The following is a 15,356-nucleotide window of genomic DNA, read 5'->3' on the forward strand; positions in this document are numbered from 1 at the left end:
GGCCGTACTCACGTATGTACCCAACGGCCGCCGCCTCGGCGGCCGTTGTTGTTTCTCCCTCCAGGGGGTCGGCCGGCCGGGTGCGGTGGTCTCGACCAGGAGGTGGAGAAGAGATGACGCGGGTCTTCAGTGGGATCAAGCCGACCGGGCATCTGACACTGGGGAACTACCTGGGGGCCATGCGGCGGTGGGCCGCGGTGGACCAGCACCGGGCTGACTCCCTGTTCTGCATCGTCGATCTGCACGCGCTGACCGTGGACCACGATCCCGCGCGCGTGCGGCGGCTCAGTCGGCAGGCGGCCACGCTGCTGCTGGCTTCGGGGCTCGACCCGGAGCTGTGCACCGTCTTCGTACAGAGTCATGTGGATGAGCACACGCGGCTGTCGTACGTGCTGGAGTGCGTCGCGTCCGACGGGGAGATGCGGCGGATGATCCAGTACAGGGAGAAGGCGGCCCGGGAGCGGGCGCGGGGTGGGAGTGTGCGGCTGTCGTTGCTGACGTATCCCGTGCTGATGGCGGCGGACATCCTGGCGTACGGGGCCGATGAGGTGCCGGTCGGGGACGATCAGACGCAGCATGTCGAGCTGACCCGGGATCTGGCGGTGCGGTTCAACCAGCGGTACGGGCATACGTTCGTGGTGCCGAGGGCCACGCGTCCGGCGGTGGGCGCGCGGGTCATGAATCTGCAGGACCCGGCGTCGAAGATGGGGAAGAGCGAGGACGTCGGGCCCGGGATCGTCTATCTGCTCGATGAGCCCGATGTGGTGCGGAAGAAGATCATGCGTGCCGTGACCGACAGCGGGCGGGATGTCGAGTACGACCCGGAGGGGCGGCCCGGGGTCGCGAATCTGCTGGAGATTCTGGCGGCCTGTACGGGTGGGGAACCGTCGGAGCTGGGTGGTGTGTATCAGTCGTACGGGGATTTGAAGAAGGACGTCGCGGAGGCCGTGGTCGAGGCTCTCGGGCCCCTGCGGGATCGGCACAGGGAGTTGTGTGCGGATCCCGCGTTTGTGGAGGGCGTGCTGCGGGACGGGGCGGAGAGAGCGCGGGCGATGGCTCGGCCGACCGTTGATGCCGCCTACCGTGCGATCGGGCTGCTGCCTGCGGCCTCCGAGGCGGAGGCCGTGACCGAGTCCGTGGCGGTGGTGAACATGGGCCGGTAGGCGCGGTGGCGGCCGGACTCAGTTGTTGCCGGCGGCCAGGGCTCGGCTGCGGTCGCGGGCGGCTTCGAGGGCGGCGATGAGGGCGGCTCGTACGCCGTGGTTCTCCAGTTCGCGGATGGCGCTGATGGTGGTGCCCGCGGGAGACGTGACGTTCTCGCGGAGCTTCACCGGGTGTTCGCCGCTGTCGCGGAGCATCACGGCGGCGCCGATCGCGGACTGGACGATCAGGTCGTGGGCCTTGTCGCGGGGCAGGCCGAGCAGGATGCCCGCGTCCGTCATGGCTTCGACGAGGTAGAAGAAGTACGCCGGGCCGGAGCCGGAGAGCGCGGTGCAGGCGTCCTGCTGGGACTCGGGGACGCGGAGCGTCTTGCCTACGGCGCCGAAGATCTCCTCGGTGTGGGCGAGGTGGTCGGCGGTGGCGTGGCTGCCGGCGGAGATGACCGACATGGCCTCGTCCACGAGGGCCGGGGTGTTCGTCATGACGCGGACGACCGGGGTGCCGGTGGTGAGACGGGCCTCGATGGACGTCGTGGTGATGCCTGCGGCTCCGCTGATGACCAGGCGGTCGGCGGGGACGTGGGGCGCGAGCTCGTCGAGGAGGGTGCCCATGTCCTGCGGTTTGACCGTGAGGATCAGGGTGTCGGCGGTCTTCGCTGCCTCTGGGTTGGTGACCGGGGTCACTCCGTAGCGGGTGCGGAGTTCTTCGGCTCGCTCCGGGCGGCGGGCGGTGACCAGGAGGTCGGCGGGGGCCCAGCCGGCTCGGATCATTCCGCTGAGCAGCGCTTCGCCGATTTTGCCTGTGCCGAGGACTGCGACTTTTTGGGTCATGGTTGCGGTGCCCTCCGGGGGTTGCGTCGTCCGGGGCCATCCTCGCATCGGGGGCGGGTGGGTGGGGTCGGTGTCCGGTGGGCGGGATGTCGCTCGCCCCCGCTCTCGCCACCTCTGCCCGTCCCACCCACCCCGTTCGGATCCCATGTGTCACTGGGTTCGGCGGCGGAGGGTTGCCGCTCCCAGGGTCAGGACGAGCAGGGCGCAGGTCGCGACGATCAGGATGTCCCGTACGAAGGTGGCTGTGATGTCTGTGTGGGCGAGGACCTCGTTCATGCCGTCCACCGCGTAGGACATGGGGAGGACGTCGGAGATCGCTTCCAGGACCGGGTGCATGTTGGAGCGGGGGGTGAAGAGGCCGCAGAGGAGGAGTTGGGGGAAGATCACCGCCGGCATGAACTGGACTGCCTGGAACTCCGACGACGCGAAGGCCGAGACGAAGAGGCCCAGGGCGGTGCCCAGCAGGGCGTCGAGCAGGGCCACCAGGAGGAGCAGCCAGGGGGAGCCCGTCACGTCCAGGCCCAGGAGCCAGACCGCCAGGCCGGTGGCCAGGGCCGACTGGATGATCGCGAGGACTCCGAAGGCCAGGGCGTAGCCGGCGATGAGGTCGCCCTTGCCGAGGGGCATGGCGAGGAGGCGTTCGAGGGTGCCCGAGGTGCGTTCGCGCAGGGTGGCGATCGAGGTCACCAGGAACATCGTGATGAGGGGGAAGATCCCGAGGAGCGATGCGCCGATGCCGTCGAACGTGCGCGCGCTGCCGTCGAAGACGTAGCGGAGCAGGAACAGGAGCAGGCTCGGGAGCACGATCAGCATCGCGATGGTGCGCGGGTCGTGCCGGAGTTGCGCCAGGACCCGGATGGCGGTGGCCGTCGTTCGGGAGGCGTTCAGGGCCGAGGTGGAACTGGGGGTTGGGGTGGGCGACGTGGTGGTCATCGGGTCTGCTCCTTTTCTGTCGTCGACTTCTTCGCTTCGTCCACCAGGTGCAGGAAGGCCGCTTCCACCGTCTCCGTCGCCGTGCGGGTGCGGAGGGCGTCCGGGGTGTCGTCGGCGAGGAGTTCGCCGTCGCGCATGAGGAGGAGGCGGTGGCAGCGTTCGGCCTCGTCCATGACGTGGGAGGAGATGAGGAGCGTCGCCCCGCGGGTGGCCGCGATGGTGTGGAAGAGGGCCCACAGGTCACGGCGGAGCACGGGGTCCAGGCCCACCGTCGGTTCGTCCAGGACCAGGAGTTCGGGGGTCCCGAGGAGGGCCACCGCCAGGGAGACGCGGCTGCGCTGGCCGCCGGAGAGGTTGCCCGCGAGGGCGTCGGCGCGGGTGGTGAGATCCACGTCGGCGATGGCTCGGGTGACGTTCTCCTGGCGGCGTTCGGCGGCTGCGCGGCCGGGGTCGAGGATCGCGGCGAAGTAGGCGAGGTTCTGGCGGACCGTCAGGTCGTCGTAGACCGAGGGGGCCTGGGTCACGTAACCGATGCGGGTGCGGAGGGTGGCGTGGCCGGCGGGGTGGCCGAGGACGTCCAGGGTGCCGGTGACTTTGGCCTGGGTGCCGACGATCGCCCGCATGAGGGTCGACTTTCCGCAGCCCGAGGGGCCGAGCAGACCGGTGATCTGACCGCGCGGGACGGTGAAGTCGAGGCCGCGCAGGACTTCGCGGGTGCCTCGTACGACGGTGAGGGCTTGGGCCTGAACGGCTTGGAGAGCCCCTCCAGGTGGCGGATCGCTGTAATTCATCATGTGATGAATAATGCTCTCGGTCCAGGGGTGCGTCAAGTACGGCGGGTGAGTGGAGTGGGGGCGCAGGCGCGTGGCGGAGTGATCGGAAGGTGGCGGTCCGGTTCCAGTGACTCCGGGGGCTTCCGCTGACTCAGGTTTTCGGTGGTGGGACGGGAGAAGGGGTGCTGCGTCCGCCCGGCTCTGCCGACAATGGGTTTCATTCGCCCGTGCCCTGCTTCCGTTCGCTGTCGGAGGTGCATCTGTCATGCGCTTTGGCGTCCGCAAGGCCGATCTGCTCGCCTCTCTCGTCGTCTTCCTCGTCGCGCTGCCCCTGTGCGTGGGCGTCGCCGTCGCCTCCGGTGTGCCGGCCGAGCTGGGGCTGGTCACCGGGATCGTCGGCGGGCTCGTCGCCGGCGTGCTGCCCGGGAGCAGCCTGCAGGTGAGCGGGCCGGCGGCGGGCCTCACCGTGCTCGTGTACGAGGCGGTGCGCGCGTACGGGCTGGAAGTGCTCGGTGTGCTCGTGTTCGCCGCCGGTGTCGTGCAGTTGGGGCTCGGGGCGTTACGGCTCGGGCGGTGGTTCCGGGCCGTGTCCGCGGCGGTCGTCCAGGGGATGCTCGCGGGCATCGGGATCGTGCTGGCCGCCGGGCAGGTGTACGCCATGGGCGACATGAGCGTGCCCGCGGACGCGCTCGGGGCGGTGCGCGGGCTGGCCTCGCTTCCCGGGGACGCCGATCCCGTGGCGTTCGGTATCGGGGGCGCCACCGTCGTCGTACTCCTGCTGTGGCGGCGCTGGGCGTGGGGGTCGCGGCTGGTGCCGGGGCCGTTGGTGGCGGTGGCGCTTGCCGCGGGGGTGACCTGGGCGTTCGACCTGGATGTGCGGCGGGTGGAGGTTCAGGGGCTGCTGGCTGCCGTACGGGTGCCGGAGGCCGCGGATTTCGGGCGGCTCACGGAGGTGGGGGTGATCGGGACGGTCGTCGCCTTCGCCCTGGTCGCGTCCGCGCAGTCGTTGTTCGGCGCGGCGGCCGTCGACCGGCTGCATCGGGGGGCGCGGACCGACTACGACCGGGAGTTGCTGGCGCAGGGGGTCGGGAACGCGGTGTGCGGGGTGCTCGGGGCGTTGCCGATGACCGCGGTGATCGTACGGAGTGCCGCGAACGTCGAGGCGGGGGCACGTACGAAGGCGTCACGGGTGCTGCACGGGGTGTGGCTGCTCGTCTTCGTGGCCGTCGTGCCCGGGGTGCTAGGGGTGGTTCCGGTGGCTGCTCTGGCCGGGCTGCTGGTGCATGCGGGGTGCCGGCTCGTGCCGGTGCGGGAGGTGGGGGTGCTGTGGCGGGGGCATCGGGGGGAAGTGGTGGTGCTGGCGGTGACGGCCGGTGCCATTGCTGTGGCGGGGTTGTTCGAGGGGGTGGTGGTCGGGCTGGCGCTCGCTGTGGGGAAGACCGCCTGGGATGTCAGTCGTGTGCGGGTGGAGATCGGTGCCGGGGCTGACGGTTGCGTTGTTGTGAGGGTTTTCGGGCACGCGACGTTTTTGCGGTTGCCCGGGTTGCTGGATGCCCTGGATGCCCTGGACGTGGCGGACAGGGTCGACGTGGTGGAGGCGCGGGGTGGTGCGGATGCTCCGGCCGCGTTGCCTCGGGGGCCTGCCGTCCGGCTGGAGTTGGGCGGGCTCCGGCATGTGGATCACGCTTGTGCGGCGGCCCTGGAGGGGTGGGCCGCCGCACGGGGGCATGAGGTGGTGGGGGTGCGTGGTCAATGAGTGGTCGGGGTGCGGGTGGGCGTGGGCGTGGGCGTGGGCGTGGCTGAGGTTTTGGCTACCAGGAGGTCCACCTCGTAGGTCTCCTCCAGCGTCCCGGCCGGGAAGAGCTTGAGGAGGAGGTTGCGTTCCTCGGCCAGGAAGGCTGCGGCGGCCTCCTTGTCGTGGACCAGGAAGACGGAGTGGCTGCCGATATTGGCCAGATGGGTGTCGATCGGGACGTGGCGGCTCCACCGGAGTTGGCGGCGGGCGAAGTCGAGGCGGCCCGAGGGGTCGGCGGCGCGGCGGGAGGCGTTGCTCTGCTCGACGCCCACGTCGATGCCGAAGAAGTACTGGATGCGGTTCGCCTGGGCGGCGATCCAGGGGATGTCCAGGGCGTACCTGTTCCACCACAGGGCGAGTGCGCCGCCTGGGCGCAGGACGCGGAGCGCCTCCGGGACGGCGTGGTCCGGGTCGGTCCAGTGCCAGGACTGGGCGTAGGTGAGGAAGTCGACGGAGGCGTCGGCCAGGGGGAGTGCGTTGCCGTTGCCTCGGACGATCGGGACGTCGGGGAGGGTGCGGCGGAACTGGGCTGCCATGCCGTCGCCGGGTTCCACGGCGATCACGTGGGCGCCGCGGGCGTGGAGGAGCGCGGTGGATATGCCCGTGCCGGCGCCGATGTCTGCGACGCGGGAGCCGGGGAGGGGGTTCGCGGCCAGGTGTTCCATGGCGTCGAGGAGGGCGGGGGGATAGGAGGGGCGGTTTTCGGCGTACTGGGCTGCGGCTGTGTTGAAGGAGGTGGCTCGGGAGGGGGTGGGGGGTTGGGTGGAGGCCGTCATGTGGACATGGTGGCTGGGGGTGTCGGTGGGGGGAGAGCGTTTGGGGAAGAGTTGGGGGGCGGTGGAGGAGAGGGCCGGGGTGCCGGTATCGAGCCCTATGGCCTTCGTCGCTTCGCCGGGTTTCCTGTTCGGCGGGTGGTGCGGCGGGTCTGTTGGGCGCGGGACGCCTCGTATTCCTGGCGGTGGAGGGACTCGCCGGGGGCCTCTTTCAGGGTGCGGAGGAAATAGGCGGCCAGGGAGCCCACGAAGCCGACCGCGAGGAGGCCCCGTAGAGAGGCCTGGCGGGCCGGGTCCGGGCGGGTGGTGAAGGCGCCCCAGGTGTGGCCGAACGCCAGTGCGCTGCACACCGCGAACATCACCAGCACCAGGAGGGTCACCACGCCTCCTACCTCCGCGATCCGCAGGCCCTCGTAGGCGAAGCGCAGGATCAGGCAGGACGCCACTGTCGCCGCCAGTGAGCCCGCGGCCACTCCCACCCGGCGGGCCCGGTAGCCGGCGTCGTGGTCCACCCAGGTCGTGCCGAAGAAGCGGATGGGCTCGGGGCGGGGTTCCGGACGGGCGCCGCCTGTCGTACCTGTTGTACCTGTCTTCTCGCTCACCGCTCGATTATCGCCAGCCGGGCACCGGCACCGAATGCCGGTACCGGTGCCCGGGGGCGTGACCCGGGTCAGGAGCAGTGCGCCGCCACATAGCCGTCGCTGCCTGTCAGGACGTACGCGTCCGAGACGTACTCGCCGTTGTCGATGTTGTCCCAGATGTTCGACGTGCCGTACGGACCGGCGATCGACTCACCGGGGCGCTGGCAGTAGATCGGGATCCTGGCGCCCTCGGCCAGTACGCGGACGATCGTGTAGTTGGTGCTGGGGCCGCTGCGGACGTTGAGGCGATAGCCGGGAGCGACCGCGTAGTAGCGGACGGACGTGGTCGCCGTCGACGCGGTCGCGGCTTCCGCCGTGGTGAGCGTCAGCTCCGTGGCCTCGTCGGCCGTTCTCTCCCCGATGTGGTCTGTGGACATGGAAAAACCTCCCCCGTTGGACCCCCATGACTGCCATGGGGTCCGGGTGATACCCCTGAAACACGCCATCAAACACATGTACTGAACTCGTACACCTGCGTCAGCAAGCCGCCTCTGTCACGTACCCCTCATCGACTAGGCTCCGTGCGTCGCGCGCGCGGCCGAACAGCACGGGGAACAGCACGGGGGTGAGCCCATGACGTCACAACGGAACTCCGGAACCGGCGCGGAAGCGGAATTTCCGGAGTACGCCGGTCAGTACCGTCTGGAGTCACGGCTGGGTTCCGGCGGCATGGGCGTGGTGCACCTGGCCCGGAGCACCTCCGGGATGAAGCTCGCCGTCAAGGTCGTACACGGCGAGTTCGCCAAGGACCCCGAGTTCAGAGGGCGGTTCCGGCAGGAGATCGCCGCCGCCCGGCGGGTCAGCGGTGCCTTCACCGCGCCCGTCGTCGATGCCGACCCCGACGCCGAACGGCCTTGGATGGCCACCCTGTTCATCCCCGGGCCGACCCTCGCCGACGAGGTGAAGCGGAACGGGTCCATGAATGCCGGGCAGTTGCGGCGGCTGATGGCCGGGCTCGCCGAGGCACTGCGGGACATCCACCGGGTCGGGGTCGTCCACCGGGACCTGAAACCGAGCAACGTGCTGCTCGCCGAAGACGGTCCGAAGGTCATCGACTTCGGCATTTCTCGGCCGAAAGACAGCGAACTGCACACCGAGACCGGCAAGTTGATCGGCACGCCGCCGTTCATGGCACCCGAGCAGTTCCGGCGCCCCCGCGAGGTGGGACCCGCCGCCGACATCTTCGCCCTGGGGTCGGTGATGGTGCACGCGTCGACCGGGCGCGGGCCGTTCGACTCCGACAGTCCGTACGTTGTCGCCTACCAAGTCGTGCACGACGAACCGGACTTGACCGGCGTGCCGACCAACCTCGCGCCGCTGGTGCTGGGTTGCCTCGCCAAGGAGCCCGAGGACCGGCCCACTCCCGATGAACTCATGCGGGAGCTGCGGTCGGTCGCCGCCTCGTACGACACGCAGTCGTTCGTACCGGAGGAGGGGCGCGGGAGCCGCTCCCCCGCTTCCCCCGACCCTGCTTCCTCCGACCCCGCTTCCTCCGACCCCGCTTCCTCTGCCGCCAACTCCCCTTCGTCCGCTGAGCGTTCGGATCGGCGGCGGTTGCGCAGGCGCGTCCTCGTCGCCGCGGGGGCCCTCGTCCTCGCCGCCGGGTGTGTCCTCGCCTCGGTGCGGGTGTTCGGCGGTGGCCCGACGGTCGCCGAGCCCACCGACCGTTCCTCCAGGACCAGCACCGGTACGACGGCCGCCGCTGCCGGTTTCCGGGCCTGGGCGGTGCGGCCGGACACCGGCGCCCACGCCGGTATGCCCCAATGCTCGTACGGTGGCGGGAAGTTGTTCTGCGCCCAGAAGGGGCTCGTCTCCGCCGTCGATCCCGCCGACGGCACCGTCCTGTGGCGGCACCCGATCGACGCCACCCTCATTCCGAGCCGTCCGCCGGTCCTGTCGGGCGGGCTCGTGCACCCCCCGCTGGACGAGGGCACCCTCCTGGAGGCCCTCGATCCGGACACGGGCCGCACCCGCTGGCAGGAGACCGCGGCCGACCGCGTAGGCCTCGGATACGCCGACGGCATGACCCTCGTCACCGGCACCGACGGCAAGGTCACCGGAGTCGACAGCGCGTCCGGCGACAGCAGGTGGAACCGGCGGATCGCCGGTCTGAGCGGCCCGCGACTGTTCTCCTTCGCCGACGACCGGCTCGCGTACGCGACGAGCCCGGGCGCGGACGGGGCGAGTACCCGCGTCGCCGCGCTGGACCCCGGCACCGGTGACGTGCGCTGGCAGGAGAAGCTGAACGGGCAGCTGAAGCCCATCGGCACCACCGCCGCCGGCGCCTCCGTCTTCTTCGCCGCCATCGACACCGTGTACGGGGACACGGTCGCCGTCGTCGACTACGACCCGGCGACCGGGGCCTCACGCAAGGTCGAGGTGGCCGTTCCGCTCCAGCGGGCCCATGGTGTCGTGCGCGGGGACACCGTCTATCTGGTGGGCGGCGGAGGAACGGTGATCGCCGTGGATCTGAAGGCGGGGAAGCAGCTCTGGCGGCTGGAGACAGCCGTGAGCCTCGCCTCGGCTCCCGCCGTGGACGGGCGGTACGTGTACTTCACCGCCGCCGACGGACGGCTCCTCGCGGTGGACGCCCGTACGGGGACGCTCGCCGGGCAGACGTCGCCGCGGCTCGGCCCGGCCCCGGACACCATCGCGGCCTCACTGCCCGCTCCCGTGGCCGCCGGTGGACGCGTCTACGCGAGCGCTCCCGACGGTTCCGTCTTCGCCGTGGACGCGGCTCGCCCGGCCGACTGGTGATCGGGGGCGCGCCGGACCCGTACGACGTGGGAAGCGCGTACCGAACAGCGTGCCGGAACAGCATGACGAAAGGGCCGCTCGTGAGGAGCGGCCCTTTCGTGCGTGTGCAGATGCGGACGCAGATGTGCGATTGGGCTCAGCCCAGCAGTGACACGTCCCGCACCGCGCCCCTGTCGGCGCTCGTCGCCATCGCCGCGTACGCGCGCAGGGCCTGCGAGACCTTGCGTTCGCGGGCGACGGGGGCGTAGACGCCGTTCAGGGCCTCGCGGCGGGCCGACAGTTCGTCGTCCTCGACCAGGAGCTCGATCGTGCGGTTCGGGATGTCGATGCGGATGCGGTCGCCGTCCTTGACGAGGGCGATGGTGCCGCCGGCCGCGGCCTCCGGGGAGGCGTGGCCGATCGACAGGCCCGAGGTTCCGCCGGAGAAGCGCCCGTCGGTGACCAGCGCACAGGCCTTGCCGAGGCCTCGGCCCTTCAGGTACGAGGTCGGGTAGAGCATCTCCTGCATGCCGGGGCCGCCCTTGGGGCCCTCGTAGCGGATGACGACGACGTCGCCTTCCTTGACCTGCTGGGTGAGGATCTTCTGGACGGCTTCCTCCTGCGACTCGCAGACGACCGCGGGGCCCTCGAAGGTCCAGATCGACTCGTCGACGCCGGCCGTCTTCACGACGCAGCCGTCGACGGCGAGGTTGCCCTTGAGGACCGCGAGGCCGCCGTCCTTCGAGTACGCGTGCTCGGCGCTGCGGATGCAGCCGCCGGCGGCGTCCGTGTCCAGGGCCTCCCAGCGCTCGGACTGGGAGAAGGCCTCGGCCGAGCGCACACAGCCGGGGGCCGCGTGCCACAGCTCCAGGGCCTCCGGCGACGGGGAGCCGCCGCGCACGTCCCAGGTCTTCAGCCAGTCGGCGAGGGACGAGCTGTGAACCGAGTTCACGTCCTCGTTGAGCAGGCCCGCGCGGTGCAGCTCGCCGAGGAGGGCGGGGATGCCGCCGGCCCGGTGCACGTCCTCCATGTAGTACGTGCGGTCCTTGGCGACGTTCGGCGCGACCTTCGCGAGGCAGGGCACCCGGCGCGAGACCTCGTTGATGTCGTCCAGGTCGAACGGGACGCCCGCCTCCTGGGCGGCGGCCAGCAGATGCAGGATCGTGTTGGTCGAGCCGCCCATCGCGATGTCGAGGGCCATGGCGTTCTGGAAGGCCGCGAAGGTGGCGACGTTGCGCGGCAGGACCGTCTCGTCGTCCTGCTCGTAGTAGCGGCGGGTGATGTCCATCACCGTGCGGCCCGCGTTCTCGTACAGCGCCCGGCGGGCCGTGTGGGTGGCCAGCACCGAGCCGTTGCCCGGGAGGGCGAGTCCGATGGCCTCCGCGAGGCAGTTCATCGAGTTGGCCGTGAACATGCCCGAACAGGAACCGCAGGTCGGACAGGCGTTCTCCTCGATACGGAGGATGTCCTCGTCCGAGATCTTGTCGTTCACGGCGTCGGAGATCGCGTCGACCAGGTCGAGCGTGCGGACCGTGCCGTCGACCAGCGTGGCCCGGCCGGACTCCATCGGGCCGCCGGAGACGAAGACCGTGGGGATGTTGAGCCGCAGAGCGGCGTTCAGCATGCCCGGGGTGATCTTGTCGCAGTTGGAGATGCAGATCAGGGCGTCGGCGCAGTGGGCCTCGACCATGTACTCGACCGAGTCCGCGATGAGGTCGCGGGAGGGGAGGGAGTACAGCATGCCGCCGTGACCCATCGCGATGCCGTCGTCGACGGCGATCGTGTTGAACTCGCGCGGGATGCCTCCGGCGGCGGTGATGGCCTCGCTGACGATGCGGCCGACCGGCTGGAGGTGGGTGTGACCGGGCACGAACTCGGTGAAGCTGTTCGCCACCGCGATGATCGGCTTCCGCCCGATGTCGGCCCCCGGTACACCGGAGGCGCGCATAAGGGCGCGGGCGCCCGCCATGTTGCGGCCGTGGGTGACTGTGCGGGACCTCAGCTCGGGCATCTTCGCTCGCCTCGCTACTTCAGAGAGTTATGACTGAAGTCGAGCGTACGCCGGTCGTTCCGGTTGCAGACGCGGTGTCCGAAATACGGGATGGGCGTCTCGGGTTTTGGGTGCGGTGCCGGTGCCGGTGCGGGAGCTTGGTGGTCGGGTGCGGGCCCGGTGGGGGCTTGTCGCGCAGTTCCCCGCGCCCCTAACGGCCGGGCCCGGCCAGGTGGGCCTGAATGACAGGGGCCACCCTCTCGATGATCTGCTCAGGGTCCGCCGAGGCCAGGGGTTCGACCCTGATGACGTAGCGCAGCATCGCGATGCCCACGAGCTGGGCGGCGGCCAGTTCGGCGCGCAGTTCGGCGTCCGGGAGATCCAGGCGGCCGGCGATGCGGCGCAGCACCTGGGCGGAGACGATACGGCGGAAGACCCCGGCCGCTGCCTCGTTGTTCATGGCGGAGCGGACGATCGCGAGCAGCGCCTTGCGGGTGGCCGGGGTCTCCCAGATGCCGAAGAAGAAGCGGGCCAGCCGCTCCCCGACGTCGTCGAGCGGGCCCTCGACGATCGAGCCCGGCGCCTCCAGGACGGGGCCCATGGCGACCGCGATGGACGCCTCGAAGACCTGCTCCTTGGTACCGAAGTAGTGGTGCACCAGCGCCGGGTCCACCTCGGCGGTCTTGGCGATGCCGCGTACGGACGTCTTGTCGTAGCCCCGCTCGGCGAACTCCTCGCGGGCCGCCGCCAGGATGCGGTCGCGGGCGGCGGGGGCGTCCGCGGAGTCCGTACGGGAGGGGCGTCCCCGGCGGCGCGGGGCTGCGCTGGTCACGGGCGCGGTCCCCCGCCGGGGACGGCTCTGACGGACGAGGCCAGGTGGAGGCGGGTGAAGGCGAGCGCCTCCGCGAGGTCGGCCTCGCGCTCGGCGCTGGACATCGCGCGGCGCGTGTTCACCTCGATGACGACATGGCCGTCGAAACCGGTGACCGCGAGCCGTTCGAGCAGTTCGGCGCAGGGCTGCGTACCGCGGCCCGGGACCAGGTGCTCGTCCTTGTTGGAGCCGTTGCCGTCGGCGAGGTGGACATGGCCGAGGCGGTCGCCCATGAGGTCGATCATCTCCATGGCGTCGCTGCGGGACGTCGCGGTGTGGCTGAGGTCGATCGTGAAGTGCCGGTAGTCGTCCTTCGTGACGTCCCAGTCGGGGGCGTACGCGAGCATCTCGCGGTCTCGGTAGCGCCAGGGGTACATGTTCTCGACGCCGAACCGGACGTCCGTCTCGTCGGCCATGCGCCAGATGCCGGTGACGAAGTCACGCGCGTACTGCCGCTGCCAGCGGAAGGGCGGGTGTACGACGACGGTCGTCGCGCCGAGCTTCTCGGCGGCCGCCTGGGCGCGCTGGAGCTTGGTCCAGGGGTCCGTGGACCAGACGCGCTGGGTGATGAGGAGGCAGGGGGCGTGGACGGCGAGGATGGGGATCCGGTGGTAGTCGCTCAGTCTGCGCAGGGCCTCGATGTCCTGGCTGACGGGATCCGTCCAGACCATGACCTCGACGCCGTCGTAGCCCAGACGGGCGGCGATCTCGAAGGCCGTCGCCGTCGACTCCGGGTACACGGAGGCTGTGGACAGCGCGACCTTCGCATCCGGGATGCGTACGACTGGCTCCGCCATGGAGGACAGGTTACGGGGTGCGTGGGTTGGGTGGCCGGGGGGTGCCTGTTCGCCGTGGGGGTTCGGTTGTTGGGCGGGTGCGGGTGCGCTGTGGCTCGTCGCGCAGTTCCCCGCGCCCCTGCGGGGTTGCCGCCCGGGTCTCTCTCAAGTGGTCCTACTCCGTGCCCATGTGGGTGCCCATGTGGTCCAGGCGACGGAGGATCACGCCCTCGCGGAGGGCCCAGGGGCAGACCTCCAGGGTCTTCACGTCGAAGAGGTCCATCGCCGCCTCGGCGACCAGGGCGCCCGCGACCAGCTGGTTGGCCCGGCCTTCGGAGACTCCGGGGAGGGCTGCCCGTGCCGCTGTCGTCATGCCCGCGAGTTCGGGGACCAGGGCCGCCAGGGACTCGCGCTTCAGCTCGCGCTGGACGTACAGGCCCTCCGTGGAGCGGGCAGCCCCGGCCAGGCGGGCGAGCTGCTTGAACGTCTTCGACGTGGCGACGACGTGGTCGGGGGCGCCGAAGCGGCTGAACTCGCCCACCGTACCGGCGATCTGGGCGCGTACATGGCGGCGCAGGGACCTGATGTCGTCGGGGTCGGGCGGGTCGCCGGGGAGCCAGCCCGCGGTCAGGCGGCCGGCGCCGAGTGGGAGGGAGACGGCGGTGTCGGGCTCCTCGTCGATGCCGTACGCGATCTCCAGGGAGCCGCCGCCGATGTCGAGGACGAGGAGCTTGCCGGCCGACCAGCCGAACCAGCGGCGGGCGGCGAGGAAGGTGAGCCGTGCCTCCTCGGAGCCGGTCAGGACCTGGAGCTCGACGCCTGTTTCGGCCTGCACGCGCGCGAGGACGTCGTCGGCGTTGCTCGCCTCGCGCACCGCGGAGGTGGCGAACGGCAGCAGGTCCACGACGCCCTTGTCCTCGGCGGCCTGGAGTGCGTCCTGGATCACTGCGACGAGTTTGTCGACCCCCTCGGGGCCGATGGCTCCGGCGTCGTCGAGGAGTTGGGCGAGCCGCAGCTCGACCTTGTGCGAATGCGCGGGCAGGGGGCGCGCGCCGGGGTGCGCGTCCACCACCAGCAGATGCACCGTGTTCGATCCCACGTCGAGGACACCGAGTCTCATGGACGGAACGCTACTGCCAGCCGCGCCCGCATCCGTCCCCGGAGCGGTGCCGGAAGGGGCTCCGGGCCACTTACCCTGGACGCGTGCCCAAGACGAAAAAGGCAAAGGCCGACAAGTCGGCAGCCGAAGCCCTCCCCGCGAAGTCCGCGAAGGCCGTGAAGTCCCCGAGACCCGCGAAACCTCCGAAGACGGTGGTGGTGAGCGACGAGAAGGGGCTCGACTTCGCGCGCGCGTGGGTGGAGTTCCCCGACCCGGCGGACGAGGAACAGGTCTTCCGCTGTGATCTGACCTGGCTGACCTCCCGCTGGAACTGCGTCTTCGGAAGCGGCTGCCAGGGCATCCAGGCCGGCCGCGCGGACGACGGCTGCTGCACGCTGGGTGCCCACTTCTCCGACGAGGACGACGAGAAGCGCGTCGCCGGACATGTGGCGCGGCTCACGCCCGACATCTGGCAGAACCACGCCGTCGGCACCGAGTCCGGCTGGACCTCGGAAGACGAGGAGGGGTCGCGTCAGACCCGGCCGTACCAGGGGTCCTGCATCTTCCAGAACCGGCCCGGGTTCGCGGGCGGCGCCGGCTGCTCGCTGCACATCCTGGCGCTGAAGGAGGGCCTCGAACCGCTGGAGACCAAGCCGGACGTGTGCTGGCAGCTTCCGGTGCGTCGGACGTACGACTGGATCGACCGGCCCGACGACACGCGCGTGCTCCAGGTGTCGATCGGTGAGTACGACCGGCGCGGCTGGGGTCCGGGCGGCCACGACCTGCACTGGTGGTGCACGTCGGCGACGTCGGCGCACGGCGCGGGCGACCCGGTGTACGTCTCGTACCGGCCGGAGCTGGTCGAGCTGATGGGCAAGGCGGGGTACGACCGGCTGGTCGAGTTCTGTGAGGAGCGGCTGGCCTCGCAGTTGCCGCTGCTGGCTCCGCATCCGGCGGATCCCGTTCGCTGACGCGGCC

At 70.8% G+C, this 15,356-nt stretch carries 14 protein-coding genes; 4 read left to right on the plus strand and 10 right to left on the minus strand.

Translation table 11 applies throughout. The features are described from left to right. Positions 1-113: 113 nt before the first annotated feature. Complete coding sequence (gene trpS / locus OHN74_RS17825; protein WP_327695531.1) at positions 114-1,163, plus strand: tryptophan--tRNA ligase; 1,050 nt, start codon at positions 114-116, stop codon at positions 1,161-1,163. An 18-nt stretch (positions 1,164-1,181) separates the two neighbouring features. Here trpS and proC read toward each other — a convergent pair whose 3' ends face one another. From proC to OHN74_RS17840, 3 genes are all read right to left on the minus strand, one after another. After that, positions 1,182-1,991, minus strand: coding sequence for a pyrroline-5-carboxylate reductase (gene proC, locus OHN74_RS17830; RefSeq protein WP_327695532.1), 810 nt, complete (start codon positions 1,989-1,991; stop codon positions 1,182-1,184). Between the two features lie 150 nt (positions 1,992-2,141). Next, entirely contained in the window at positions 2,142-2,924 is a 783-nt protein-coding gene (locus tag OHN74_RS17835) for an ABC transporter permease (protein WP_327695533.1), read from the minus strand. Then, positions 2,921-3,718 carry an ABC transporter ATP-binding protein gene (locus OHN74_RS17840; RefSeq protein WP_327695534.1) on the minus strand — a complete coding sequence of 266 codons (798 nt, stop codon included), beginning with the start codon at positions 3,716-3,718 and terminating at the stop codon, positions 2,921-2,923. The genes OHN74_RS17835 and OHN74_RS17840 overlap by 4 nt, the downstream gene beginning before the upstream one ends. A 244-nt stretch (positions 3,719-3,962) precedes the next feature. Between OHN74_RS17840 and OHN74_RS17845 the strand changes: the two genes are divergently transcribed. After that, entirely contained in the window at positions 3,963-5,453 is a 1,491-nt protein-coding gene (locus tag OHN74_RS17845) for a SulP family inorganic anion transporter (RefSeq protein ID WP_327695536.1), read from the plus strand. Here the strand turns inward: OHN74_RS17845 and OHN74_RS17850 are convergent. From OHN74_RS17850 to OHN74_RS17860, 3 genes are all read right to left on the minus strand, one after another. Continuing rightward, on the minus strand, positions 5,447-6,268 hold the full coding sequence (locus tag OHN74_RS17850) for a class I SAM-dependent methyltransferase (protein ID WP_327695537.1): 822 nt from the start codon (positions 6,266-6,268) through the stop codon (positions 5,447-5,449). The genes OHN74_RS17845 and OHN74_RS17850 overlap by 7 nt on opposite strands. 95 nt (positions 6,269-6,363) lie before the next feature. Further along, positions 6,364-6,867, minus strand: coding sequence for an EamA/RhaT family transporter (locus tag OHN74_RS17855; protein ID WP_327695538.1), 504 nt, complete (start codon positions 6,865-6,867; stop codon positions 6,364-6,366). Between the two features lie 68 nt (positions 6,868-6,935). Beyond that, entirely contained in the window at positions 6,936-7,283 is a 348-nt protein-coding gene (locus OHN74_RS17860; protein WP_327695539.1) for an SH3 domain-containing protein, read from the minus strand. 196 nt (positions 7,284-7,479) lie between these two features. Here OHN74_RS17860 and OHN74_RS17865 point away from each other — a divergent pair, with 196 nt between their 5' ends. After that, the gene (locus OHN74_RS17865) at positions 7,480-9,663 is read left to right on the plus strand and encodes a serine/threonine-protein kinase (RefSeq protein WP_327695540.1); all 2,184 of its coding nucleotides are present in this window, start codon (positions 7,480-7,482) and stop codon (positions 9,661-9,663) included. Between the two features lie 136 nt (positions 9,664-9,799). Here the strand turns inward: OHN74_RS17865 and ilvD are convergent, their stop codons facing one another. From ilvD to OHN74_RS17885, 4 genes are all read right to left on the minus strand, one after another. Continuing rightward, a complete protein-coding gene (gene ilvD / locus OHN74_RS17870) occupies positions 9,800-11,653 on the minus strand; it encodes a dihydroxy-acid dehydratase (protein ID WP_327695541.1) in 1,854 nt (617 codons plus the stop codon). 190 nt (positions 11,654-11,843) lie between these two features. Further along, entirely contained in the window at positions 11,844-12,464 is a 621-nt protein-coding gene (locus OHN74_RS17875; protein ID WP_327695542.1) for a TetR/AcrR family transcriptional regulator, read from the minus strand. Next, complete coding sequence (locus tag OHN74_RS17880; protein WP_327695543.1) at positions 12,461-13,300, minus strand: sugar phosphate isomerase/epimerase family protein; 840 nt, start codon at positions 13,298-13,300, stop codon at positions 12,461-12,463. The genes OHN74_RS17875 and OHN74_RS17880 overlap by 4 nt, the downstream gene beginning before the upstream one ends. A gap of 154 nt (positions 13,301-13,454) precedes the next feature. Beyond that, positions 13,455-14,399, minus strand: a complete 945-nt coding sequence (locus OHN74_RS17885; RefSeq protein WP_327695544.1) for a Ppx/GppA phosphatase family protein — start codon at positions 14,397-14,399, stop codon at positions 13,455-13,457. An 83-nt stretch (positions 14,400-14,482) separates the two neighbouring features. Between OHN74_RS17885 and OHN74_RS17890 the strand changes: the two genes are divergently transcribed. Continuing rightward, positions 14,483-15,349 (plus strand): hypothetical protein, encoded by an 867-nt coding sequence (locus OHN74_RS17890; RefSeq protein WP_443060406.1) that lies wholly within the window; start codon positions 14,483-14,485, stop codon positions 15,347-15,349. Positions 15,350-15,356: the final 7 nt, after the last annotated feature.

Source organism: Streptomyces sp. NBC_00459, from assembly GCF_036013955.1.
Lineage (GTDB): Bacteria > Actinomycetota > Actinomycetes > Streptomycetales > Streptomycetaceae > Streptomyces.